This is a genomic window from Pseudomonas sp. RL_5y_Pfl2_69, from assembly GCF_963970465.1.
Lineage (GTDB): Bacteria > Pseudomonadota > Gammaproteobacteria > Pseudomonadales > Pseudomonadaceae > Aquipseudomonas.
Genome location: NZ_CAXAOU010000015.1, coordinates 1 through 25091 on the forward strand (window position 1 = coordinate 1; position 25091 = coordinate 25091).

Consider the following 25091-nt stretch of genomic DNA (forward strand, 5'->3'; position numbering starts at 1 on the left):
TTCTTTTCGGTCACTTGATTGACCGCTTGGATTTTGAATTCTTCGGGGTAACGCGGGTTGCTCATGGCACCTCCTAATTGGCCTCAGTTTAAGGCAAAGAGATGTCTACGAAACCCGGGGCGATTCAGACTGATGCATGGCGTGGCGACTGCTCACGAGCCTTTCGGTCTTTTGCACCGAGCATCCAAGCAGACCGATTTGCTCGATATGAGCTCCTTGGCTATCCCATTGAGTGTAAAACGCGTCGTGCCACGACAATCGAGCCGAGTTCAGGTTGATCATGCTGCCGCCCTCTTCAGTTCTCTGGTCTTAGCCCGGTACTCAGCCTTGATGGCCTTGATTTCTTCAACGGTGTACTTACGCGCCGGGTGCGGCCCTTCCAGCCAAGCCAGCTTCTCGGCACCGATGCGCAACACCAGGCGCGTGCGGTACTCCACGGCGTTACCGGAAAGGTTCCGGTTGCACTTCACGCACTGCCGGTGGATGTTCAGCGGCTCGAAGCGAAGTTCTGGGCAGGCGCCCACGGATCGGTAGTGGCCAGCATCCCACCGGCTGCCGGTGAAGAGGTCGTAATCGTTGGGTATGGAATCGCAGCTGATGCACGGGAGGTGGGCGTCACGCAGGCGGATAAACTCGTTTACAGCGGTTTGAGCCTCGCGCAGGTGATCCGCCCTGCTCTTCAGCTTCTCCTTGCGAACCTTGATCTCCCGGCGCTCGACCTGAGCCAACGACTTGCGCGCCCGCTCCAGGTTCTTCGGAGCATCCAGAATCGCGCAGGCAGGACTGCATACGGCCTGGCACAAGCGTGCAGGCACGAATGAGGCCCCGCAGGTTGTGACCCGGCATTTCTTGGGTTTTGGCTGTCTGGCGATCATGCAGCCTCCTTGCTAAGCAGATCAGTGAAAACCACTCCTTGGCTGGTGAAATAGCCGGCGATGCGATCGGTGTAGGCCACACCTTGGGCTCGATTGAACAGACTGGTCACTGGAAAGCCATCAGGCCCGAAGAGCTTGCACGCCCCCATCATGGCCAGCTTCGTTTCGTAGGGAAGATGCCGCATAACCCGGTACCACTCAACCTGAAACCCCCCGTCTTCGTTCAGCAGGATCTGCACACCAAAGTGCAGCTTGCAGTAACGGCGGGCGTCGGCGGCATCGCCGATCTGGGTCATCTCGGCGACGCGCTTGTACATCGCGAACCACAGGGCATTCTGGTCGAGCGTGCGGTCCTTGCCCGGGCGCAGGGAAACAACCACGAACTTCTTCTCCCGGTACATGGTGGTCAGGCAGGTGATGGCCTCAGAAAGCTTGGCCTGGCAGTTCACACTGATCTTGTCGGTCACGGCTTCACCTTCGAATGATCAGCCACGGCGAATACCTCGTAGTTTCAAACCCGTACCGATCTGCTGGCGGCCAAGAAGACTGGCATAACGCCAGACGTCACGCCGTCTCAGCAGTTCATCTTCGACAAAGGCCACGCTACCGAAGTCCTAGCGCGCCCAATGACTGAAGCGTTGATCGGCGAAGAGCTGTATCCGATCGTTGGCACTGAAGGCAACCTGCTCGCCTCCATGGACGGCGCCACGATGCTCGGCGAGACACTGTTCGAGCACAAGCTTTGGAATGAGTCGGTTGTTGCCCAGGTGAAGGCTGGCGAACTGACCCCGCACTATTACTGGCAGCTTGAGCAGCAACTGCTGGTCAGCGGCGCTGAGCGGGTCATCTTTGTTTGCTCGGACGGCACCGCGGAGAACTTCGTGCACATGGAATACCGTCCAGTCGGCGGGCGCGCGGCCCAGTTGGTCGAAGGCTGGAAACAGTTCGAGGCGGACCTGGCCAACTTCGAAATGGCCGGCGCGCCTTCAATCGTGGTCGGCAAGGCGCCGGACGAGCTGCCAGCGCTGCGCATCGAGCTTACCGGCATGGTCACCGCCAGCAACCTGAAGGTGTTTGAAGATTCGGCTCTAGCTGTCATCGACTCGGTGAAAACCACACTCTCCACCGACCAGGAGTTCTCCGACGCCAAGAAAGCGGTCAAGTGGTGCTGTGACGTTGAAGAGGCTGTCGCGGCTGCCAAGAAGCAGGCCCTGTCGCAGACTCAAAGCATCGACGAGCTTTTTTCGTCGCTGGATCGCATTAGCGCCCATGCCCGCGAGACTCGCTTGAAGGTCGACAAGCTAGTGAAGGCTCAAGAGTTGTTGGTGAAGACCAACATCAAGCACAAAGCCGAGCTCGCTCTAGCGGAACATATAGCGGGGATCAACAAAACCTTAGGCAAGGTGGCGCTGCCGCATGTGCACGTCGACTTCACCGGCGCCATGAAGAACAAGCGCACCATCGCCAGCCTTCAGGATGCAGTTGATACAGAACTGGCCCGGGCGAAGATCGATGCAAGTCAGGCTGCCGACGGCATTCGCTTGAACCTGACTAGCCTAGCGGAGCTCGCTGTTGATTACGCCTTCCTATTCAGCGACGTGCAACAGTTGGTGACCAAGGCCAATGATGACCTGGTGACGCTGATCAAATTTCGGATTGCAGAACACCAGAAGGACGAGCAGGCAAAAGCCGACGCGAAGCGCATCACCGAAGAGCAGGAAGCCCAGCGCCTAGCTGCCATCAAGCCAGAGCCGGTCGTGGAGAAAGTGCCGACACCAGATCCTGTCCGCGCGGCACCGGTCCAGATGGCAGCACCCGTCGCCCAGGCCTCACAGCCATTAACGAGCCAAGCGGTCGAGCAGGCAGCGCTACAGGCCAGCGTGACAGACTTCGAGGCCTTGGTGAAAGCCGTGGCATATGGTCAGGCGCCGATCACCGTCCTCCTGGTCAACTGGGAAACGCTCGACGCGATGGTCGCGGCGCAGGGATCAACCTTCAGCATGGCCGGGGTGACGCTGGCCAAGGCGGCAGCATGATCAGCAACCTCAGATCAGATATCGAGTTCCGTCGCGAGAAGGCGCTGGAGCTTTCCAGTCAGGTCCGTCGGCACCTGGCCGCCGGCGGCAAGCTCACCATCGGCGATAGCCCGGCGATCAATCCAGACCCGGCAAAGCGTTCGGAATTCATCGACCCTACAACCATCCTCAAGCGCCGCAAGCCGCCCATCACCCGAGCCGAGCGTGAAGCGCTGCGCAAAATCGCGGAGGCTTTATGAGCAAGCGCAAGCCGCATAGCCTGCAGGCACGCATTGCCCGGTCGTGCCGCTCGCTGCTGGCCTCCAACCACGTCGCTGTCGTAAATATCGACCCCAGCGGCCGCCAGGGCATGATCAATTACAAATCGCTGAAGAACATAGCGCCCGGGAGGATTGGCCAGGCGGTGTGCGGGATTGCCCACTGCTGGACGATCTACCTCAGCGTGCATTGTATTGATGCTCGCGGTGACCGCTACAGCAAATCCATTGAGGTGGCGCCTGACGGTGTCTACCTCTCCGACCATATTGAGGACGTGATCGAGCATTGCTACAAGCAACTGCGCGAAACAGCCAATCAAAACCAGATGGTAGCCTCGGGGTGGATTGCTATTCCGGAGTCGATATCGCTCGAAGAAGATCATGCCGCACGGCTCTTTGAAGCAGTCGGCGCCTGGCGCCAGCACAAGGTCGCAGCATGAGGCGAATCAATAAACTGGTCAGCGCGCGGATGGCGTGGTCTGGAATTACTGAGCAGGGCAGGCGATGACATTGATGATTCATCACCTGCATGCGCTGGGCTCTGCGAAGTGCCAAACGCTGCTAAATCCGCCGCGCCACGTTTTCGAACCTACAGAAAAGGTGGCGAGAGAACTCCGCAATAAAAGCATTCTCACCATCCAGAAAGACCCGGGGGACAAGATAATTGAGCCGGTCTGATTACTCTTCTTCGTCGAAGACGTTAGGACCAAGATCGACTGTAAAGCCATCTCCAGCACCAGCGGCCTGTCGTATATCCAGCGGAGTGGAATCTTCAAATCTCACGGTATAGCCATACAACAGGCCATCATCGCTTTCGTTGGCCTCAAGAGTGACGTACTGCTCAACTTGATCGACAGAAATGCTCAGCTCACGCGCCAGAGTCTCATTGCCTTCATCGCCTTCAAAACCATGACTCATTGTTGTAGCTCCTTGATCCGGCCCCATGCCGGTCATCTGTAATACCCCAACCGAAACCAAATTGCCACTACCGGTCATGGATGGCGGCGCCTGACTGAAGATAATCCATGAGCACATTTGCAGTGTTCGGAATGACCCGTGACGTTGCGTTAGCCGAGGCCAAAAAGCAGAGCGGGTTGGGTTTTGTGAGTAGCGGTTACAGCTCATCTACCACTTGCAGCGCAGCCCACATTCTTTTCGCGACCATGAGTCCAGACGGATGTGAAGTCAAAGGTCTCTCCTGACATTGTATCGACGCAAGGCGCTTGGATGATGAGCAAGGTAAAGTCGTTATCACCGTCTACACCGACGTATTTAACGTTATCTGCTGAAATAACCTTGTCAACTTTAAGCTGGCTGCCCTGTAAGTTTTCAGGCGTTATCCAAGTCAATGTCGTTCCGTTGGCTTTGATCGTCCAGAACGGCTCATTACCTCTTGCAACGAACTCTCTAACAAGTCCGTTCGACTCAATTTTCTGAGATGAACTTGCCTTGGATGCTTGGAGTTCAGCTACATCGCCAACAGGCTGAGACTGGTTACATGCCGTTAACATCGACATTAAAAAAGTACCACCGAGGAACAAAAACATGCTCTGAATCATGGCTTTACATACCTTATAGAAGTAGTGATCCAACATAACAAAATACATGCGCATTACCAGCTCTACCAGTTCGCCCGCCCTCAATTCAAAGCCAGCCGCTACAGCGGCAAGGACGAAGTCATGCCTGAAGAAACAGTATTGATCCAGCCGGTTTCCGTCGAACGCGACAAGAACGGGTGGTGGGTTCACCCCGAAATGCCGGATTTCGATGAAAATTATGCGGCACTGAAGGCATGGATTGCAGAGCAGCATCTGGAGATACAGCAGTGGCACATGGAGGCGGATATCGATGGTCATCACCCGTATGACGACGGTGAGTGTCACTGCCTCGGCTGGAACCCGGTCGCACCTGCTCTAGAGTGGTTCCTGATCAGGATTTTCGATACCGAAGACGGACCCTGTGTTAGCTGGGCGCACCGGGAGTTGGACGCCATGACCAACCCAAAGGGGGTATGTGCTGAGCTTGCCAGCACGCTCGCCACGACTGCAGCACCCTTCCCTTTAAAGCCATGCCGCCGATTCAGCGCGACATCAGCACAGTCATCGTGAAGTGCACTGACTTCAAGCGCCATACCTGAAAAACTCAACAACCCACTACCGACAATCGAAGCGGCATGGAGATATAACCATGAACACACAATTCCTGCTTTTGGCGCAGTACGGTGGCCAAGCGATCATCCCACTCGAACGGGTATGCGCTGATTACTTCAGCCACCTGACGCCCGAGAAGATGAAAATGAAAGTGGCGTCTGGCCAAATCGACCTTCCCCTGGTACCGATGGAACGCAGCCAGAAATCCGCGCGAGGGGTTCACCTTAATGACTTGGCGGCGTATCTCGATGCTCAACACAATCGCGCGCGCACCGAGCATGACAAACTGATGCGCAACTCTAGTCTTCGCCGCGTTTCTTGATTCGCTTCCGGGCCTCAATAATGGGGCCCGCTATTATCCGTTCCAGCCAAGGCCAGTCTTTATAGTGGTCTCCCTCCCCCTTCAAATGCGTATATCTACGCATCGAATTCCAATCCCGGTGGCCGGATACAGAGGCAACTTTCGGGATATCCCAACCCATCTCAAATAAACGACTCACTCCATCATGTCGAAGATCGTGAAAATGCAGATCTTCGATTTCAAGAAAGTGGCAAGCACGCGTAAAGGACGCAGAGATCGAACGGGAGTTGTAGGGGAAGATATCTTCCGCAACCTTCGGCATGGACTGCATGATTCGCCACGCCTCATCAGGCACAAGGCACCAAACGTCATTACCATACTTCTGGCCCGGGTTTTTCATATCGGTGACCAGAACCATTTGACGGGCCTCGTCCAGGGCATTCCATTTGATGCGAGTGATCTCTTCCTGCCGGCGGGTAGAGAACAAGGCAAACGCGGTGACGCGCACCATGTCGATTTCTTGCTTGCGCCTATCCCGCATTTCGCTGAAATACTCAAACAGCTTATCCAGCTCTTCCAGTGTTGGGCGACGGTTCCTCTCCTTGCTGCGAGTCACCGCACCCATCTTGCGCAGAACCTTACGCGCATCCGGCATAGCCATCGGGTCGATGTCATACCCCCAGGCTGGCCGCGCCACTGAAAGCACCGCTCCTAAGTGGGCAAGGTCATTACCCACAGTCTGAGCCTGAATCCCGTCATTCATCATTCGTCCATCAGCGTACTCAACCAGTTTCTGGCTGGTGATCTCCCTATCCTCGAGCTTACCCAGCCAAGTCTCGCTGATAGCTCTGAGCGTGGCGCGCTTTGTCTTACCCAGCGGCCTGAGCTTTTCGTACTCTAAAAGGTAGCGTTCGATCATTTCCTTGACCGTAACACCTGATCGGTTGGCCTTCTCGATTGCCCCAGGGACTGCCATTTCAGTTTCGACACGCTTGATCCAGGCCTGCGCGGTCGCCTTGCGGTCGAACGTCTGGCTTTCCTGATAAACTGTCACACCCTTTTGCATGATGCGGATCTGCGCGGTGTAACCCGTCGATCCATCCTTGCGCTTGCGAACGGTGATAGTGCCCATGATTTTGCTACACGAATATTCGGATTTGCTACATTGTAGCAACGAGCATTCAAAAACAAGCAAAAACAGCGGTAAACAGTAGTGAACAAGAGTTATCCGAATGCCCACCAAACCCGCAGAAAACCTAGCCTCAGCAGCAAATCCGGTAGTTAGGAGGTTTTCTGTTGCGCCCATGATGGATTGGACCGATCGCCACTGTCGATTTTTCCTGCGCCTGCTGTCCAAAAACGCGCTGCTGTACACCGAGATGGTCACCACGGGTGCGCTGCTCAATGGTGATGCCGAGCGCTTTTTGCGTCATGACGAAACCGAGCATCCGCTGGCCTTGCAGTTGGGCGGCAGTGTTCCGGCTGACTTGGCCGCCTGCGCACGCATGGCTCAGGACGCAGGTTATGACGAGGTGAATCTCAATGTTGGCTGCCCGAGCGATCGGGTTCAGAACAATATGATTGGCGCCTGCCTGATGGCGCACCCTGCACTGGTGGCTGACTGCGTAAAGGCTATGCGTGATGCAGTGTCCATCCCCGTTACGGTCAAGCACAGGATTGGCATCAACGGGCGCGATAGCTACGAGCAACTGTGCGATTTTGTCGGCACTGTTCGTGATGCCGGCTGCACAAGCTTCACCGTGCACGCGCGCATTGCCATTCTCGAAGGACTGTCGCCGAAAGAGAACCGCGACATCCCCCCTCTGCGTTATGACGTTGCCGCACAGTTGAAAACAGATTTCCCGGAGCTGGAGATCATTCTCAATGGCGGGATCAAGACGCTCGAGCAATGCCAGGAACATTTGCAGGTGTTTGATGGCGTGATGCTCGGCCGTGAGGCGTATCACAATCCGTATATTCTGGCGGCTGTCGATCAACAGCTGTTCGGCAGCACTGCCCCTGTTATTTCACGGGCGCAAGCCCTGGCGCTGCTACGGCCCTATATCGCTGCACATATCGCCGCTGGCGGGTCGATGCATCACATCACGCGCCATATTCTGGGGCTGGGCCAGGGGTTCCCGGGCGCTCGTCGCTTCCGTCAGTTGCTGTCCGTGGACATCCACAAGGCCAAGGACCCTCTGGCGTTGCTGGATCAGGCCGGGGAGCTGCTGGAAGGCCGCTGAATCGCGAGCAATAAAAAAGGGGCCGTTCCTGCACAGGACGGCCCCTTCTTTATGTGCGCAACTTGCGATCAGTGTCGCTCGAGTGCATTCACCAGGTCATGGAACGCTTCACGGTTGGAGTCGTTGAGGCCCATTAGAATTTTGTGTGCCTCAAGCACTTTCACGCGGACCACTTCTTCGGACTGATCCTGTGAAGGCAAGTCTGTCAGGCACCCCGGGCACGGAATCGGCTGGCCAATGATGTTGAACACCTGATCAAAGCCCATCGACTCCAGCAGTCGGGTGATGTCTTCGTGGGTGGTCACGACCGTCGGCAGCAAGCCTATTTTTTGGCGCGACAAGATCGACAGCTTCGCCAGCAAACCCAGTGTGGTGCTGTCGATACTGCGGGTCTCGGTGAGGTCAATCACGATGGCGTTGAAGTTCAGCGCCGTGAAAATCCTCTCGATTGTTGCATCCAGGGCCGAACACAACGTCAGACGCACTTCACCCACAAACTTCAGGACGAAGGTGCCATCCTGTTCGGCGAACTGAATTCTACCGGTACTCATTTAAGATTCCTGCTCAACACCAACAAGGCGATATCATCCGGCATCTCCCCTAGCGTAGCTAATCCAAACACCTGGCGCAGACCATCCAGGCTGCCGCCTGCTGCTTTCACCAATTGAGGTAACGCAGCTTCTTTCTCTTTGAGCGTCGGCTCAGTCAAAAGATCCAAAATTCCGTCAGACATCAGCGTCAGGCTGAAGGATTCAGGCAATTTCAGAACCTGGTCTTCATACGTGGCTTCGTTGAACAGGCCAACGGGCAACCCTCGTCCTTCAAGATAACTCACACTGTCTGGAGTGTAGAGCACCGGCAGTGGCAAGTGCCCACCAATGCTGTAGGTCAGCAAACCGGTTTCTTCGTCAATCACGCCACCCACCATGGTCACATGCTTGCCCAGCTTGCAGTTGATCAGGCCGCGGTTGATGTGCCCAAGCACCTCGGAAGGCTTGAACTCCGGCAAGGTGCCATTGCGCTTGGACTCAAACAGCAAGCGCGTGGTCATGAACTTGAGCAGCACCGTCACGAACGCTGACGACGCACCGTGACCGGAAACATCAGCCAGGTAGAACGCGACCCGGCGCTCGTCGACCCGGAAGTAGTCAACAAAATCGCCAGACAGGTACAGGGACGGAATGATCTGGTGAGCGAAGTTGAAATCGTCAATGGACCAGGGGCTGACCGGCAGCATGTTCATCTGCACCTGACGGCCGGCGTTCTGGTCTTCCTGCAGCAAGTGCAGGCTGGCCTCAAGCTCCCGGTTGGCAGACTCAAGCTTGTCCCGATAGCGCTTGTTTTCGAGCTGCAGCCGTGCACGATCGAGCGCACGGTGGACCGAGTGCTCCAGAACGGCAAGGTCTTCAAGCGGCTTGATCAGGTAGTCGGCAGCGCCAAGGCGCAACGCCTCGACCACATCGCTCATTACGCCCGCACCGGAGATAACGATCACTGGCGTCTGCACAGACCGCAGGCTGACCTGGCGAATCAGCTCCAGACCACTCATTTGCGGCATGCGCAGGTCACAGATGACTAAATCCGGCTGCTCTTGCTCGAACACCTGTAGCCCTTGCAAGCCATTACTGGCCTGAAGGACGCTGAAGCCGCTGTCTTCCAAGTAGGCCGCCAGACTGGCGCGTACTACTTCGTCGTCATCAATGATCAGCAGCGTGGCACTGGTTTTTTGCATGTGGGCAAACGGCGCCAGAATTAGGTTGCCGCGAGAGCTCGAATACGTCGGACTCACGACTGAATTGGCTTGTGAACATCCCTGATTCAAATCGACTGTGTTGCTCGATCCTACAAAGGTGCCCGTGTAAGGCGCAGACGGTACTCCCATCCGCGGGGGGTTTCAAGCTCAGGCCGATGGTGGTTTGAGGTGTTCGTCACGTTAAATTCCCACGGGTTATAAGAACCACGTTAACGGCAACTAAAACCATGGTCCGAAAGGCTCCAAAGAGGATTCTTTCTCATCTGCCACGATAAAAAAAACGGCCACTCGGGCCGTTTTTTTCACTGTGTTCTCACGAATTAAAAGTCGTCGACTACCTGTCCGTCCTTGACTTTGAATTCACGATTTTGCAGGTACGCATTGCGGATAAAGATGTACTTGTCGCCCGTGATCAGTTTTTCGGCTGACAACAAGCTGGCGCGGGTATCAATCAAGTCCATGCCGATGGTCATGTTACGGGCCGGCACATCACTGATGTAGCGGTACGGTTCGGTGAAGGAATCCGGGTAAATACCTACCGCATCACGCACGGTGCTAGGGCCCAGAAGCGGCAGCACCAGGTAAGGGCCGCTTTCAACGCCCCAACGCCCGAGGGTCTGGCCAAAGTCTTCGCTGTTGCGATGCAGGCCCATCTTGGTGCCCAGATCAAAGAAGCCGGCCACACCCAGCGTGGTGTTGAGCAACAGACGGGCGGTGTCTACACCGGCAGCATGGGGCTTGGCCTGCAGGACATCGTTGGCCAGGTTGCGGATGTCACCGATGTTGCGGTACATGTTGTGGATGCCATCCTCCAGGAACTGAGGAGTGATGTATTGATAGCCCTGGGCAAGTGGCTTCAAGGCATAGGTATCAATCGTGTCGTTGAATTTGAACACGACACGGTTAAACCCTTCCCACGGGTCATCTTCAGTGGCGGCATTGGCAGCCAATGGCAACATGGCCACACCGGCACAAACAAATAGCTGAGCAAGACGATCAGTCCAGCGCATAGCAAAAACTCCCTGAAGTTACTTGATACTTGGGCGCTATGCCCTGAGTCAGATCATCAGTATAACGGCAAATGTCTTTTAGGCAGCCCCCAAGCAATACCCTAAACAGACTTGAGTAGATGATAGACGTTCCACAGCCCCGGGATTCTTTTGAAACCACCGGCTGGCCACCCCGAAAAAACACGCACAAGGGATTGTGATTGAGATCATGCACTCCAGGCGCGAGTGGATTAATCTAGGGTCCTTACAGACCTTTTGTTCACTGCGAAGGTCTACACCAGAGCCTATCAATAAAGGATGAATGCTATGCCTGCCCGCGACCTGCAAGAACAACTCAACACCTTGCGCGAGCAACTGGAACAGAATCCGCCGCTCACTCAAGAAGAGCGTGAGCACTTGGTCCAGCTCTCAACACAAATCCAGGCTCAGATCGACATCGAGAAAGCGACCAACGACACCAGCCTGGCCGACAGCGTCAACCTCGCCGTAGAACGCTTCGAGGTCGAACACCCTACCCTGGCCGTCACGCTGCGCAACATCGTACAAACCCTGGGCAACATCGGGATCTGATCACCCGGCGCCCCACAAACAACAAAGCCCCGACTCACTAAACATGAGTCGGGGCTTTTTTTTGCTACTCAGCCAGTCAGACCACTGATTGACCGCTCAGTGCCAGGTCAAGCAGCTCGCGGTTGGCAACCGCGTACATCGCGTAGTCGTTGCCAGTGGCGGCACGCAGATCGACCAGCATCGAGCGCCAGCGCTCAACCATCGAGTTGTTCTGCTCAAGCCACAAGGCAAGACGTGCTTCGATACTTTCACCGGCATCGGTCATCTGCAACACCGACACGGTAATTGCACGCTGCTGCCAGTCGATATCGTCGCGGAACGCTTCGCGAGCCAGCGCCTGCCAGTTGTTTTCTACCGGCAAGTTGCTGATCTGCTGCAAGTACCAGGTCAGGTCCAGTGCGCTGCCCACGGCGAAATACGCCTTGGCTACATCCGCAGCGTTCTGGCCGGTCACATCCGAGGCTTCGATAATCGGCAGCAAGGTGTACAGGTGCGTAGTACCCGCCACCATCCGCGCCAGCAATTCCGGCACGCCCGCCGCTACGTAAGCCTGATAGCGGGTCTGCCAGCCTTCGCGGGTAGGACCTTCCAGCAGTTCGTCGAGCTTGAGCCCCAACGCTGCCAGATGCGGCCCGAAGTGCGCCACATCGCGCGCCGCGTCCAGCTCGTTACGACGGCTGCGCAGGAACCAGCGCGTAGCACGGCGGCCCAGTCGCATCAGCTCATCCATCAGCGCCAGCTGGATTTCAGCCGGTACCTGATAGTCCAGCGCTTCGATCTGACGGAACCAGTGCGGGAGGTGGAAAATATCCCGCACGATCACGTAAGCACCGGCCACGTTGGCCGCACTCATGCCGGTCGACTCTTTCAAGCGCTCCACAAAGGTGATGCCCATGTGGTTGACCAGATCGTTGGCGATCTGGGTGCTGACGATTTCACGCTTGAGACGGTGACGACGCATGGCTTCGGCAAACTTGCTGACCAGCATCGGCGGGAACGCGGTTTCCATGTCCCGGGTCAGATAGTCATCATCGGGCACCTGAGAGTTGAGCAAGGCTTCCTTGAGGTCGATCTTGCTGTACGAGATCAGCACCGACAGCTCGGCACGGGTCAGGCCATGACCTGCCGCAACGCGCTCGTTGAGCTGCTCTTCTGATGGCAGGAACTCAATGGCGCGATCCAGCTTGCCACGGGCTTCCAGATCGTTCATCAGGCGCTTGTATTCAGCAATTCGCTCATAAGCACGACGGGCCGCCAACGAAATGGCCTGGGTCTGCTTATAGTTGTTGCCCAGCACCAGACCGCCCACTTCGTCAGTCATGCTGCCCAGCAACTGATTGCGCTGCTTCTCGGTCATATCACCCGCCTGCACAACTTCGTTGAGCAGGATCTTGATATTCACTTCGTGGTCAGAGCAGTCAACGCCACCGGCGTTGTCGATAAAGTCGGTGTTGGAACCACCGCCATTGAGGTTGAACTCGACACGACCCAGTTGAGTCATGCCCAGGTTGCCACCCTCACCCACTACCTTGCAGCGCAATTCGTTGCCATTGACGCGCAACGCATCGTTGGCCTTGTCGCCGACATCGGCGTGGCTTTCGCTGCTGGCTTTGACGTAAGTACCGATACCGCCGTTCCACAACAGATCCACAGGCGCCTTGAGCAAGGCGTTCAGCAGTTCGGTCGGGGTCAGCTTGTCGGCAGTGATTGCGAAACGCTCTTTCATCTCAGGGGAGATAGCGATGCTTTTTGCGCTACGGGAGAAAATACCGCCGCCCGCCGACATGATGCTGGTGTCGTAATCCGACCAGGCCGAACGCGGCAGATCGAACAGGCGCTGACGTTCAACGAAGCTATTGGCAGGCTCCGGGTTTGGATCGATGAAGATATGCAGGTGGTTAAAGGCCGCAACCAGCTGCAGTTTGTCGGACATCAACAAGCCGTTGCCGAACACGTCACCGGCCATGTCGCCGACACCGACCACACTGATGCTGTCTTTCTGGACGTTGATCCCGCGCTCTTTAAAGTGACGCTGCACGCCAACCCAGGCGCCCTTGGCGGTGATGCCCATCTTTTTATGGTCATAACCGGCCGAGCCGCCCGACGCGAACGCATCACCCAGCCAGAAGCCGTAATCGATGGCAATGCCGTTGGCGATGTCGGAGAAGGTCGCCGTGCCCTTGTCGGCAGCGACCACCAGGTACGGGTCATCGTCGTCGTGGCGAACCACGTTCAAAGGCGGCACCAGCGCGCCGTCCTTCAAGTTGTCAGTGATGTCCAGCAGGCCGGAAATAAAGATCCGGTAGCAGGCAATCGCCTCGGCCTGGATCTCGTCACGACCGCCGCCCAATGGCAAGCGACGCGGTACGAAACCGCCCTTGGCACCCACCGGCACGATGACCGAGTTCTTCACTTGCTGGGCTTTAACCAGACCCAGCACTTCGGTACGGAAATCTTCTTCACGGTCCGACCAGCGCAAACCGCCGCGAGCCACGTTACCGAAGCGCAGGTGCACGCCTTCAACCCGTGGCGAGTAAACGAAGATTTCAAACTTCGGCACCGGCTTTGGCAGCTCGGGGATCAGGTGCGGGTTGAACTTGAAGCTGAAGTACGAACGGTTGTGACCGTTGGCATCCGGCTGGTAGAAGTTGGTACGCAGCGTGGCTTTGATCAGATCCAGATAACGACGCAGGATACGGTCTTCGTTAAGCACCTGAACGTCGTCCAGGGCCGTCAGAATGGCCTGTTCCAGACGCAGTTGCTTGTCTTCCAGGTCTTCGGCCGTGAGCTTGCGCGCCAGGTAGAAGCGGGTCTTGAACAACCGGGTCAATTCGCGAGCGATGTCGGTGTGGTTGTTCAGGGTGCTGGCGATGTAACCCAGGTCAAAGCCCAGGCGGATCTGCTTCAGATAACGGGCGTAAGCACGCAGCAACGCCACATCACGCCACGGCAAGCCGGCAGTCAGTACCAGACGGTTGAACGCATCGTTCTCGGCATCGCCGCGCACGATATGCACGAACGCATCCTGCAGCGTGTCATTAAGCTGCTGGATATCCAGGTTCAAGCCTTCACCCGCGGTAAAGGCGAAGTCATGGATCCAGAACTCACGACCATTGGCGTGACGCAGGCGATACGGGAATTCACCCAGGACGCGCAGGCCAAGGTTTTCCAGAATCGGCAGCACATCGGACAGCGCCAGCGGCGTGTCGGCGTGGTACAGCTTGCAATGCAGTTCCTGACCGGCGCTCTGACCCAGAGGCTGATAGAAACTCATCACCAGCGGGTTTTTTTCGCTCAGGCTCATCAGGTGCTGCATGTCGACCACGGCCGAGTGCGCGGCAAAGCGCTCGCGGTAACCTGCCGGGAAGCCTTTAGGGAAGTCAGACAGCACCTTAGTGCCGTTGGCCTCGCCAAAGCTTTCAACCACCAGGCTTGCATAGTCGTCCTGCCAGCTGCGGCAGGCCTGGATCACTTCTTTTTCCAGCAGCAGCGGGTCGATATCGATCCGGTTCTTTGGATCAACCCGCAAAATCAGCTGCACACGGGCCAGTACCGACTCAGAGAAGAAGGTCCAGAACTCGCAATCAGAGGCCTGCAGACGCTCCATCAGCACCTGCTGGATCTTCTGCCGCACTTCGGTGGAATACACATCACGCGGCACGTAGGCCAGGCAATAGCAGAAACGGCCATACGGGTCTTTGCGCAGGAACACGCGAATCTTGTTGCGCTCCTGGATTTGCACAATCGACATCACAGTGGTGAACAACTCATCCACTGGCGTCTGGAACAAGTCATCACGGGGCAGCACTTCAACGACCTGGGCCAGTTCCTTGCCCAAGTGAGCCTTGGGCTGGAAGCCCGAGCGACGTTCGATTTCTGCAACCTTGCGACGGATATAAGGGATCACCCGCACGCTTTCGCCGTACACCGAGGAGGTGTACAAGCCCATGAAGCGGCATTCCTTGATGACCTTGCCGTCGGCATCGATCTGGCGGATCGACACATAGTCCGGGTAAGCCGGGCGATGAACGCGGCTAGGATGTGCCGCCTTGGCAAACGACAGCAGGGTCGGCATGCGCAGGTAGCTGACGGCGTAATCTTCGATACGCAGGTCTTCGGCAGTCAGGCCCGCGCGCAGCAGCTTGGTCAGACCGAGGAAGGAGTCGGCGTCGTATTCAATATGCCCGCCATCCGCCTCGTCACGTACCACAAATTCTTCGTAGCCCAGGAAAGTGAAGTGGTTACCCACCAGCCATTCCAGGAAGCTTTTGACTTCGGCTTTCTCATCGGCATCGACGGCGTACTGGCAGTGATCGACACTGGCCAGCAACTCCTGAACCTTGGCCTTCATCGGCTCAAAGTCAGCTACCGCCACGCGCACTTCACCCAGAACCTGCTCCAGTTCCTTGCTCAGTACATTCAATTCGGCTACGTGGGCGCAGCGATCGATTTCCAGGTACATCAGCGACTCTTGCGAGACGCCTTCCCCTGAAGTGCCCTTGGGCAGGATTTCCAGCAACTCGCCCTTGCTGCCGCGGCGAACGCTCAACACCGTGGTTTGCAGGGTATGGATGCTGTAACCGCGACGGTTCAGCTCGGTACGCACCGAGTCCACCAGGAACGGCAAGTCGTGATGCAGCACCTCGACGGCAGTGTGCGTCGACTGCCAGCCGTGGCGTTCGTAATCGGGGTTGAAGACGCGCACTTGCGGCTGCGCAGGGTCGAAGCGCTCCAGCAGACGCCAGGCCGACAGTGTGCAGCCGGCCAGGTCGGACATCCGACGTTGGGTGAGTTCATCCAGAGAAATGATGCCGAAGAATTGCTCAGCGAACAGCGCCACTTGTGGCAGTGCCTGTTCACTGATGTGCTGCGCCAGTGCTGCTTGCAGTTGATGCTGGAAGTCGGCTTTGCTGGCTGCGGTGAAGAACGCCATCTGTGGTACTCCGCTTGGGCTTGTTATTGAGAGAAGCGTCGCATGCTGTTCCCGCGTGGGGAGCTGTCAATACTGTGCAAGGCCTATCTTGGCAGTTACCTTCAACGCACAGCATGACAGGGAGGTGAAGCTGGCCGTGACCCACGGGTCACATTCACGTTCCAGGATGGGTATCTACAAAAACGACTGCCGGATAAACAGGCTGTGCCTTTAGAGATAACTATCACCGCGCAGCTTAACGATTGAGCCGCACAACCTGCTTACGGTGCGGCGACATATTCGGTCATCGGGACGCAACCTCACGTGCTGTCAGGGAATAACCCTAGCATTCACAAGCGAAAAACCTTCATAGAAGCACCGTACTTTCTCTAGTCAGTCTCAGAAATAACTGACCATTTGCCCTGTTGCGCCATTCCCGCATGCACAAATCGGTTGAGACTGGCAAAATCCGCCCCTGTTCGACTTGCCCGCGCCCAGAGCGCCAGGAACCCCCCATGCAAATGACCACCGACCACCTGCTTGCCAACCCGTGCGACGACGAAGAAGACAACATGGCCATGCTGTGTTGCCACACTGACAGCGGCGAAATGTTCCTGATGACCCGCTACCCCGACGAAGACGAGCTGGAAATCACCCTTGAAGACGAGCCTTCGACACTGGACGGCATCAAGGTCACCTTGAGCCCTACCCGCCTGCTGATCGAAATCGGCGCGGGCGATACAGACGTGCTCAAGGGCGACGACCACCTGGAAATCCGCCACAACACGGCAGCCGCAGACCTGGCAGAAGTCGAAGAAACCTTGCAGAACATCCTCAAGGGCACCGGCACCTACGTCAGCGAACTGGGCTAACCCCTGTGGGAACAGGCTTGCTCGCGATGCAGGCGCCACGGTTCTTCTGCTGAACCACAGTGATGCAATCGCGGGCAAGCCCGGCTCCCACGGCTTCCCCTCCACTTCAGACGCAAAGGTATCAACCGGATGCCCCCGATCTTCGACGCCCACTGCCACATCATCGACGGCGCTTACCCGTTAGTGCCCAACAACGGCTACCTGCCTGATTTCTTCAGTGTCGATGACTACCTGTCACGGACAGAACCGCTGGGCATCGTCGGCGGGGCAGTGGTTTCGGGATCCTTTCAGGGGTTTGATCAGACTTACCTGATCGCTGCGTTAAAACGTTTAGGCCCAGGCTTTGTGGGCGTCACCCAGCTTGCAGCCAGCGTCACTGACGAGCAACTGCACACCTTGCACCAGCACGGCGTGCGCGCCCTGCGCTTCAACCTCAAGCGCGGCGGATCAGAGCAGCTCGACCAGCTCGAATTCCTGGCCAGGCGGGTACATGAGCAAGTCGGCTGGCACTCGGAGCTGTATATCGATTCTCGCGAGTTGTCCGACATTGAAGCCCGGCTGCGCCGATTGCCAGCACTGAGCATCGATCATCTGGGATTGAGCCGCGAAGGGCTGCCCTGCCTGCTTCGCCTTGCCGAGCAGGGTGTACGCATCAAGGCCTGCGGATTTGGCCGGGTTGATTTTGATGTCCCACCCGTACTGCAACAGATACTCAGTGCCAACCCCAACGCCCTGATGTTTGGCACCGACCTGCCCTCAACCCGGGCACCTCGGGCGTTTGCAGACAGCGACATTGCCTTGCTGATCGACGCACTGGGCGAAGACGGCGCCCGGCGAGCCCTGTGGCACAACGCCCGGGCATTTTATGGGCTGTAGCCGTTGCGACCGCTTCGCGATCGATCGCAGCCTCGCGGAGCTCGTCAGCGACTACAGATTCGTCGCCTACCCCGCACCGTAGTCGCTGACGAGTAGAACGAGGCTGCGTCAGGTTTGGTGCGCCACTGCGACGAAGCAGTCGTAAACCGGCCACCATGGCTCATCAGGAAAACCGCGCGCACCCCGTTTTATCTTCCATCCACCCACCCAGATGCGCACCATTCTCAACAACATCGTACTTTTCCGAATTTTCCTACAAAAAGCCCCACCGCCATTAGTCCGCAGCGCCCTCAATGGATTAAAGTAACGCCCCCAGCCCCGGTGTAATTCTTGCGCCGCCGGTGTCCTTTTCAGGAACAGTCATCGATGGAACATCGTGAAGCGCTGCTTGCGCTGCGAACCTTTCTCTCAACGCAGATCCTCGGTCAGGAAAAGTTGATCGATCGCCTGCTGATCGCGTTGCTCGCAGACGGCCACATGCTCGTCGAAGGTGCACCGGGTCTGGCCAAGACCAAGGCCATCAAAGAACTGGCCGAGGGCATTGAAGCGCAGTTCCATCGTATCCAGTTCACCCCCGACCTGCTGCCAGCCGATATCACCGGCACCGAGATCTATCGCCCCGAAACCGGCAGCTTCGTGTTTCAACAAGGGCCGATTTTTCACAACCTGGTGCTGGCGGATGAAATCAACCGGGCGCCGGCCAAGGTGCAGTCGGCCTTGCTTGAAGCCATGGCCGAGCGCCAGGTCAGCGTCGGGCGCAGCACCTACGAGTTGTCGCCGCTGTTTCTGGTCATGGCCACGCAAAACCCCATCGAGCAGGAAGGCACCTACCCGCTGCCCGAAGCCCAGCTCGACCGCTTCCTGATGCACGTCAAAATCGGCTTTCCGGACGCTGCCGTCGAACGCCGCATCCTGCAACAGGCCCGTGGCGAAGCCCTCAACGGTGAAACCAAGCCCGAGCGCCGGGTCAGCCAGCAGGCCATTTTTGCTGCGCGCAAGGAAATCCTCGGCCTGTACATGGCCGATGCGGTGGAGGAATACCTCGTACAACTGGTGATGGCGACCCGTACCCCCGGCAAGTTCGACCCCGAAATGGCGGAATGGATTGCCTACGGCGCCAGCCCCCGTGGCTCGATCGCGCTGGATCGCTGTGCTCGGGCCCACGCCTGGCTGGCCGGACGCGACTTCGTCAGCCCCGAAGACATTCAGGCCGTGCTGTTTGACGTGCTGCGCCATCGCATCATCCTGTCATTCGAAGCCGAGGCCGCCGGTATCGACCAGGACCGCGTGGTACAGCGCATCCTCGACGTCGTTGCCGTTGCCTGACCGATGAACAACCCCCTGCCCGCCGAACCCGGTATCCGCGTCACGCTCGCCGAACTGATCGAGATGCGCCATCGGGTACGCGAAGTGCAACTGTTCTCCTCCCCCAGCCAGCGCAGCCCGCTGGTGGGGTTGCATCACTCGAAATTGCGCGGACGCGGGGTCGACTTCGATCAGGTGCGGGTCTACCAGGCCGGGGACGATGTGCGCACCATCGACTGGCGCGTGACAGCTCGCACCCAGGAACCGCACACCAAAATGTTCCATGAGGAACGCGAGCGGCCGATCTTTATCCTGGCCGAGCAAAGCCGACGGCTGTTTTTCGGCTCGGGGCTGATGTTCAAGTCGGTGCTCGCAGCCCAGGCTGCCAGCCTGATCGGCTGGGCCGCACTGGGTCACAACGACCGCGTCGGCGGGCTGGTGTTTGGCGACCACGAGCACTACGAAATCAAACCCCGGCGCAGCAAGCAAAGCCTGCTGCAATTGCTCAACCGGCTGGTGCGGGTCAATCAGTCACTGCACACCGACGTGCAATCGGACCGCGATGCCTTGGGCATGGCGCTGATCCGCGCCCGTGAAGTGCTGCGCCCCGGCAGCCTGGTGATCGTGATCTGTGATGAGCGGGGCCTCACCGACGCTGCCGAGCAGCAATTGAGCCTGTTATCACGCCATTGCGACCTGATCCTGCTGCCGCTGTCCGACCCGCTGGATCACGCCCTTCCCGCTGCCGGGCTGTTGCGTTTTGCCGAGCGTGGCGCCCAGCTGGAACTCGACACCCTCAATTATGATTTGCGCCAGGCCTACCGCGCACAGGCCGAGGCCCGGATTGCCCGCTGGGAACTGCTGGCGCAAAAGCTGCGGGTTTTACTCATGCCCCTGAGCACCCAAAGTGAAATGGTCGAACAACTGCGCGAATACCTGAACGCCAAGCGTCCCGGCAAAACCTCATGAAAGAACTCGAACAGCTGCAACCCCTGATCACGCCCCCGGCGATTGGCTTCTGGCCGCCAGCGCCGGGCTGGTGGTTGCTGCTCATCATACTGCCCGCGCTGGGCTGGGGACTGTGGTGGTTGCGCCGCTACCTGCCCGCCAAACGCCAGCCGGGCCGTACCGAGCAACCCCTGGACCCGGTGCGCCTGGCCGCCCTTGAAGAACTGGCGCGTTTTCCAAAACCTTACGACGGCGCGCCCGCCGGTGCCTGGCTGCAACAGCTCAACGGCCTGCTCAAGCGCCTGTGCCGCAACCACTACCCCTACAGCCAAAGTCACACACTCAATGGTCGCAAGTGGCTGGCGTTCCTCGACAACCGTTGCCCGGCTGCCGGGTTGACGCGCTGGATGGTACTGGTTGAAGGCGCCTACAAGCCCGAGTGCAAGCTCGATGACAAAGCCATCGCCGGACTCAATCAAGCGGTTGAAACCTGGATTCGCAAACATGTTTGAATTTGCATGGCCGTGGCTCTTCGCCCTGCTGCCCCTGCCCTGGCTGATGCGCCTGTTACTGCCGGCCGCCGACAGCGGTGAGGCTGCGCTGCAGATCAGCTTTCTGGGCGATCTCGAAGAACTGGCCCGGCGCAAGGCGCGAACCACCCTGCCTTCGTGGCGCCAGCAAACCCCCTATGTGCTGCTCTGGCTGTTGCTGTTGACCGCCGCCGCCCGCCCGCAATGGCTGGGTGAGCCGCTGCCCATTGCCGCCAGTGGCCGCGACCTGCTGGTTGCGGTGGATGTCTCGGGCTCGATGGACTACCCGGATATGCAATGGCAAGGCGAAGACGTCAGCCGTCTGGATCTGGTCAAAAGCCTGCTCGGCGACTTTCTGGAAAAACGTGAGGGTGATCGCGTGGGGCTGATCCTGTTCGGCAGCCAGGCCTACCTGCAAGCGCCCCTGACCTTCGACCGGCGCACCGTGCGCACCTGGCTCGACGAAGCGCGCATCGGCATCGCGGGCAAGAACACCGCCATCGGTGACGCCATTGGCCTGGCCCTCAAACGCTTGCGCCAGCGTCCTGCACAAAGCCGGGTGCTGATCCTGATCACCGACGGGGCCAACAATGGCGGACAGATCGACCCACTGACCGCCGCCCGCCTTGCCGCCGAGGAAGGCGTGAAAATCTACCCCATCGGGATTGGCGCCGACCCGGAAGAAAGCAGCAGCAAAGGCATGTTCACCATCAACCCCGGAGTGGACCTTGATGAACCGGCGCTTGAAGAGATCGCCAAAGTCACCGGCGGCCAATACTTCCGTGCCCGCGACGGCGGTGAACTGTCAGCCATCAAGGACACCCTCGACCAACTTGAACCCGTGGCCCAGCAACCCACCCAGGCACGCCCGGCACAGGCACTCTACAGCTGGCCATTGGCGGCAGCCCTGCTGCTGAGCGTGCTGCTGGTGATCCGCGAGCTGTGGCCCAACAACCCTGTACAACGCTGGCTGAGCAAGGAGCATTTTTTGCAGCAACATCCTGACTGGCGCGCACGGCTCAAACGCCTGCGTCTGCGCAGGCGCCGATGAGCGCGCTCTGGCCCCACTGGTTTCGCCCCGAATGGCTGCTTGTCCTGCCGCTGCTCGGCTGGCTGCTATGGAAACGCTGGCACCGTGAAAAACGCGCAGGCCGCTGGCAGATGATCCTGCCGGTGGCGTTTCATCGCGTATTGCTCAGCGGCGGTAATGGCCGTAACAGCAAGCTGCCCTGGATTGCCCTGGGGCTCGGCTGGCTGCTGGCTGTACTGGCGTTGCTGGGGCCCAGCTGGCAAAGGGTTGAGCAGTCCACGCAAAAGCCCGCCGACCCGCTGGTCGTCATGCTGGAACTGACCCCCAGCATGCTCGCCACCGACAGTTCGCCCAACCGGCTGGAGCAGGCGCGACGCAAGATCTATGACCTGCTGCAAAACCGTACCGATGCGCAAACTGCCGTGATCGTCTACGCCGGCAGTGCCCACACGCTGGTGCCGCTGTCCGATGACCTGGCCACCAGCCGCAACCTGCTTGAAGCCCTCAAGCCGTCGATCATGCCGCAACCGGGCCATCGTGCCGATCTTGCAGTCACCAAGGCCCTTGAGCTGCTCGATCAGGGCGCGCTGGGTGAAGGTCGCCTGCTGTTGATCACCTCATCGCTCAGCGACCAGGAACGCAGCGGCATCCGCCGGGCCCTGAATGGTCATGCCCCGCAACTGCTGATACTCGGCGTGGGCAGTCGCGAAGGCGCCCCCGTGGTCGACGAAGGCGGGCAGTTTCTCAAGGACGATCAGGGCGCCATTCTCCTGCCGCGCCTGGACAGCCCAAGCCTGCGGGCATTTGCCCTGGATGTGGACGGACGCTATCGCCAGGCACGCCTGGATGACAACGACTTGCGCGGCCTGGGCCTGCTCGACGGCCCAGCGCATCTGCGCGATGACGGCCAGACCCTGCATCTGGACGCCTGGTCTGACCAGGGTTACTGGCTGCTGCTCCCGCTTCTGTTGTTGGTGGCCTGTGCCGGACGGCGTGGCTGGCTGTTCTGCCTGCCCTTGCTGTTCATGCTGGCACCCCAGCCCGGCTACGCCATGAGCTTTACCGACCTCTGGTTGCGCCCCGACCAACAAGGCATACGCCTGCTGCAGCAAAAAAAACCATTGCAGGCACTCGAGCACTTCAGCGATCCGCTCTGGCAAGGCGTGGCGCTGTACCAGGCGGGCGACTACGCCGGTGCAGCCCTGCGTTTTGCCGAGGTCAACAGCGCCAGCGCGCACTATAATCGCGGCAATGCACTGGCCATGAATGACGAGTTGGAAGCCGCCATCGATGCCTATGAACAGGCACTCGAGCTGCAACCCGAGCTTCAGGCCGCCGCGCAAAACAAAGCCCTCGTCGAGCAAATACTCGAGCAACAGCGCGCTGAGGCCCAGGCAAAGGCCGAACAGACACCCGAGCCGCCACCTGCGCCAGCCGAATCGCAAAACCCGCTGAGCACCAGTGCCCAGGGCGCGTCCAGCACCACGGGGCAAAATGAGGACAACAACTCGGCCGCCACCCCCACCACCGAAGCGCCCCCGGACGAGCCGCTCAACCCCGGCGCCGAAGCCGACGGTCAGCCCGGTGACGAGCAGACCACGCGCCCGCCGGTACCGGCCGCCAACCAGACCGGCGAAGAACAGCGCCAGGCGCTGGAACAATGGCTCAGACAGATTCCCGACAACCCCAGCGAATTGTTGCGACGCAAATTCTGGTACGAACAGCAGCAACATCAGGACACGCCTAAATGAACCGCCTCTGCGTTTTGCTTCTTTTGCTGTGTTGCTGGACCCTGCCGGCCCATGCCGGTGGCCTGGTTGCCAGCGTTGACCGGGACCAGCTCAGCTCCGGTGAAACCGTCGAGCTGACACTGGAGTCCACCGACGTCACCCAGTTTGGCAAGCCCGACCTGACACCACTGGACAACGGGTTTGAAGTGCGCGGCACGCGCCAGGTCAACCAACTGACCAGTCTCAGTGATGACAACAAAGCCACTACCCGCTGGATCATCACCCTGCAACCCAAACAAACCGGCACCGTGACGATCCCGGCACTGCAAGTCGGTGAATACCACAGCCAGCCGATCAACCTGACCGTGACCCAGAGCGTGGCCAGCGACAACGAACTGGCCCCGGTCTTTATCGAAGTCAGTCTGGACCAGCCCAGCGTCTACGTGCAGGCCCAGGCCCTGCTGACCTTGCGCGTCTACCACTCCGTTGCGCTCTACGACGACAGCAGCCTGACCCCGTTGCACATTGACGACGCCATCGTCGAGCAACTGGGCGAGTCGCGCACCTATGAAAAGTTGATCAATGGCGTGCGCCACGGCGTGATCGAGCGCCGCTACGGGATCTACCCCCAGCGCAGCGGCGAACTGCTGATTCCGGCACAAACTTTCAGTGCCACCCAGGTCGACAGCCAGCAATCCACGGCCCCCGCTCCCCTTGGGCCCAAGCCTGGAAAGCTGCTGCATGTGACCTCCACCGAGATCCCGCTGACCGTCCTGCCCAAGCCCGAGACCTATCCACCCAATGCCCCGTGGTTGCCAGCCCGAAGCCTGAGCATGAGCGAAACCTGGAACCCCGAGCCTGACCATACGCTGGTGGGTGATTCCCTGACCCGAACCCTCACCCTCAAGGCTGAAGGCCTGTCCAGCGCCCAGTTGCCGCCCCTGCCCGCCACTGACGTCAACGGCTTGCGGCGCTACCCGGACTTGCCGCAGTTGAGCAATCAAGTCACCGAAAACGGCCTGATCGGCAGCCGCGAAGAGCGCGAGGCGCTGGTGCCGACACGGGTTGGCCAGATCGAATTGCCCGCCGTCGAAGTGGTCTGGTGGAACACCCACGAAGACCATCTGGAGCGGACCTACCTGCCCGCCCGCACCCTGCTGGCAGCAGCCAACCCCAACCTTGCCGTGGACACGCCTGTCAGCGGTGCCGTGGCAGCCATGAGCGAAGAATCGTCGCTGTGGATCTGGCAGCTCAGCACCCTGTTTCTGGCCTGCACCACCCTGGCGAGCCTGGGCTTGTGGTGGCGTGCCCGCTGGCAGCCTGCAATCTTGCGTGCAGCGCAAACCGGGCCCAGCCCGCGCACCCTGCTCGACGACCTTAAACGCGCTTGCCTGGCCAACGACCCCCACGCCACACGCCAGGCACTCGATGCCTGGGCGCGGCAACAACCCGAAACCCTGGCCGACATGGCCGCGCGTTTCGTGTTGCTGTCCGATGCCCTCGATGGCCTCAATGGCGCGCTGTACAGCGAGACCGGCCAGTACTGGCAAGGCGAAGAGCTGTGGAAGGCCATTCGCAGCATTCCGGCTACCGAGCGCGAGCAAGACGCTGCCAGCGAGCCAAGCAGCCTGCCGCCGCTCTACCCCAAATAAATTTCCAGGCAACCCGAGGACCGCCCGAGCGAGCGGGTTGC

At 58.8% G+C, this 25091-nt stretch carries 23 protein-coding genes and 1 pseudogene; 15 read left to right on the forward strand and 9 right to left on the reverse strand.

The features are described from left to right. Window positions 1–278 precede the first annotated feature (278 nt). Both AACY07_RS21390 and AACY07_RS21395 read right to left on the reverse strand, forming a co-directional pair. Window positions 279–875, reverse strand: a complete 597-nt coding sequence (locus tag AACY07_RS21390) for a recombination protein NinG (RefSeq protein WP_339477362.1) — start codon at window positions 873–875, stop codon at window positions 279–281. Continuing rightward, window positions 872–1342, reverse strand: a complete 471-nt coding sequence (locus AACY07_RS21395) for a hypothetical protein (RefSeq protein WP_339477365.1) — start codon at window positions 1340–1342, stop codon at window positions 872–874. Before AACY07_RS21395 ends, AACY07_RS21390 begins: the two co-directional genes overlap by 4 nt. 42 nt (window positions 1343–1384) lie before the next feature. Here AACY07_RS21395 and AACY07_RS21400 point away from each other — a divergent pair. The 3 genes and pseudogenes from AACY07_RS21400 to AACY07_RS21410 all read left to right on the forward strand — a co-directional run. Continuing rightward, window positions 1385–2911 (forward strand): annotated as a pseudogene (locus tag AACY07_RS21400) (Heme peroxidase); the annotation flags it as partial. Next, window positions 2908–3150, forward strand: a complete 243-nt coding sequence (locus AACY07_RS21405; protein WP_339477368.1) for a hypothetical protein — start codon at window positions 2908–2910, stop codon at window positions 3148–3150. The pseudogene AACY07_RS21400 and the gene AACY07_RS21405, both read left to right, overlap by 4 nt. After that, on the forward strand, window positions 3147–3608 hold the full coding sequence (locus AACY07_RS21410) for a hypothetical protein (protein ID WP_339477371.1): 462 nt from the start codon (window positions 3147–3149) through the stop codon (window positions 3606–3608). Before AACY07_RS21405 ends, AACY07_RS21410 begins: the two co-directional genes overlap by 4 nt. Before the next feature lie 238 nt (window positions 3609–3846). On the opposite strand, the gene AACY07_RS21415 is transcribed toward AACY07_RS21410, so the two are convergent. Together AACY07_RS21415 and AACY07_RS21420 are read right to left on the reverse strand one after the other, a co-directional pair. Beyond that, a complete protein-coding gene (locus AACY07_RS21415; protein WP_339477374.1) occupies window positions 3847–4164 on the reverse strand; it encodes a hypothetical protein in 318 nt (105 codons plus the stop codon). A 125-nt stretch (window positions 4165–4289) separates the two neighbouring features. Then, window positions 4290–4727 carry a hypothetical protein gene (locus AACY07_RS21420; RefSeq protein WP_339477377.1) on the reverse strand — a complete coding sequence of 146 codons (438 nt, stop codon included), beginning with the start codon at window positions 4725–4727 and terminating at the stop codon, window positions 4290–4292. Between the two features lie 120 nt (window positions 4728–4847). Here AACY07_RS21420 and AACY07_RS21425 point away from each other — a divergent pair, with 120 nt between their 5' ends. Together AACY07_RS21425 and AACY07_RS21430 are read left to right on the forward strand one after the other, a co-directional pair. Beyond that, on the forward strand, window positions 4848–5276 hold the full coding sequence (locus AACY07_RS21425; protein WP_339477380.1) for a hypothetical protein: 429 nt from the start codon (window positions 4848–4850) through the stop codon (window positions 5274–5276). A 79-nt stretch (window positions 5277–5355) separates the two neighbouring features. Next, a complete protein-coding gene (locus tag AACY07_RS21430) occupies window positions 5356–5640 on the forward strand; it encodes a pyocin activator PrtN family protein (protein WP_339477383.1) in 285 nt (94 codons plus the stop codon). Here the strand turns inward: AACY07_RS21430 and AACY07_RS21435 are convergent. Next, entirely contained in the window at window positions 5618–6751 is a 1134-nt protein-coding gene (locus AACY07_RS21435; protein ID WP_339477386.1) for a tyrosine-type recombinase/integrase, read from the reverse strand. The two genes, AACY07_RS21430 and AACY07_RS21435, sit on opposite strands and share 23 nt — an antisense overlap. A 100-nt stretch (window positions 6752–6851) precedes the next feature. Here AACY07_RS21435 and dusA point away from each other — a divergent pair, with 100 nt between their 5' ends. After that, a complete protein-coding gene (dusA, locus tag AACY07_RS21440) occupies window positions 6852–7862 on the forward strand; it encodes a tRNA dihydrouridine(20/20a) synthase DusA (protein ID WP_339477389.1) in 1011 nt (336 codons plus the stop codon). A gap of 68 nt (window positions 7863–7930) precedes the next feature. Here dusA and rssC read toward each other — a convergent pair whose 3' ends face one another. The 3 genes from rssC to AACY07_RS21455 all read right to left on the reverse strand — a co-directional run bounded on the left by rssC (window position 7931) and on the right by AACY07_RS21455 (window position 10625). Further along, window positions 7931–8413 (reverse strand): anti-sigma factor antagonist RssC, encoded by a 483-nt coding sequence (rssC, locus tag AACY07_RS21445; RefSeq protein ID WP_133078382.1) that lies wholly within the window; start codon window positions 8411–8413, stop codon window positions 7931–7933. Next, complete coding sequence (gene rssB, locus AACY07_RS21450) at window positions 8410–9594, reverse strand: two-component system response regulator RssB (RefSeq protein WP_019821883.1); 1185 nt, start codon at window positions 9592–9594, stop codon at window positions 8410–8412. Before rssB ends, rssC begins: the two co-directional genes overlap by 4 nt. A gap of 341 nt (window positions 9595–9935) precedes the next feature. Continuing rightward, entirely contained in the window at window positions 9936–10625 is a 690-nt protein-coding gene (locus tag AACY07_RS21455; protein ID WP_219261427.1) for an MlaA family lipoprotein, read from the reverse strand. A gap of 306 nt (window positions 10626–10931) precedes the next feature. Here AACY07_RS21455 and AACY07_RS21460 point away from each other — a divergent pair, with 306 nt between their 5' ends. Beyond that, window positions 10932–11195, forward strand: a complete 264-nt coding sequence (locus AACY07_RS21460; RefSeq protein ID WP_133078380.1) for a DUF4404 family protein — start codon at window positions 10932–10934, stop codon at window positions 11193–11195. A gap of 76 nt (window positions 11196–11271) precedes the next feature. Here the strand turns inward: AACY07_RS21460 and AACY07_RS21465 are convergent, their stop codons facing one another. After that, on the reverse strand, window positions 11272–16128 hold the full coding sequence (locus AACY07_RS21465; RefSeq protein ID WP_339477396.1) for an NAD-glutamate dehydrogenase: 4857 nt from the start codon (window positions 16126–16128) through the stop codon (window positions 11272–11274). Window positions 16129–16622: 494 nt separating this feature from the next. Here AACY07_RS21465 and AACY07_RS21470 point away from each other — a divergent pair, with 494 nt between their 5' ends. The 8 genes from AACY07_RS21470 (at window position 16623) to AACY07_RS21505 (ending at window position 25050) form a co-directional block, all read left to right on the forward strand. After that, the gene (locus tag AACY07_RS21470; protein ID WP_133078378.1) at window positions 16623–16979 is read left to right on the forward strand and encodes a hypothetical protein; all 357 of its coding nucleotides are present in this window, start codon (window positions 16623–16625) and stop codon (window positions 16977–16979) included. Window positions 16980–17108: 129 nt separating this feature from the next. Next, window positions 17109–17855 (forward strand): amidohydrolase family protein, encoded by a 747-nt coding sequence (locus AACY07_RS21475; protein WP_339477400.1) that lies wholly within the window; start codon window positions 17109–17111, stop codon window positions 17853–17855. A 366-nt stretch (window positions 17856–18221) separates the two neighbouring features. Then, complete coding sequence (locus tag AACY07_RS21480) at window positions 18222–19181, forward strand: AAA family ATPase (protein ID WP_016780594.1); 960 nt, start codon at window positions 18222–18224, stop codon at window positions 19179–19181. A gap of 3 nt (window positions 19182–19184) precedes the next feature. Next, window positions 19185–20129 carry a DUF58 domain-containing protein gene (locus AACY07_RS21485; protein ID WP_095023509.1) on the forward strand — a complete coding sequence of 315 codons (945 nt, stop codon included), beginning with the start codon at window positions 19185–19187 and terminating at the stop codon, window positions 20127–20129. Continuing rightward, a complete protein-coding gene (locus tag AACY07_RS21490; RefSeq protein ID WP_095023508.1) occupies window positions 20126–20620 on the forward strand; it encodes a DUF4381 domain-containing protein in 495 nt (164 codons plus the stop codon). Before AACY07_RS21485 ends, AACY07_RS21490 begins: the two co-directional genes overlap by 4 nt. Continuing rightward, window positions 20613–21689, forward strand: coding sequence for a vWA domain-containing protein (locus AACY07_RS21495; RefSeq protein WP_339477404.1), 1077 nt, complete (start codon window positions 20613–20615; stop codon window positions 21687–21689). The genes AACY07_RS21490 and AACY07_RS21495 overlap by 8 nt, the downstream gene beginning before the upstream one ends. Continuing rightward, window positions 21686–23419, forward strand: a complete 1734-nt coding sequence (locus AACY07_RS21500; protein WP_339477406.1) for a VWA domain-containing protein — start codon at window positions 21686–21688, stop codon at window positions 23417–23419. Before AACY07_RS21495 ends, AACY07_RS21500 begins: the two co-directional genes overlap by 4 nt. Continuing rightward, window positions 23416–25050, forward strand: a complete 1635-nt coding sequence (locus tag AACY07_RS21505; protein ID WP_095023505.1) for a BatD family protein — start codon at window positions 23416–23418, stop codon at window positions 25048–25050. Before AACY07_RS21500 ends, AACY07_RS21505 begins: the two co-directional genes overlap by 4 nt. The last annotated feature ends 41 nt before the right edge of the window (window positions 25051–25091 follow it).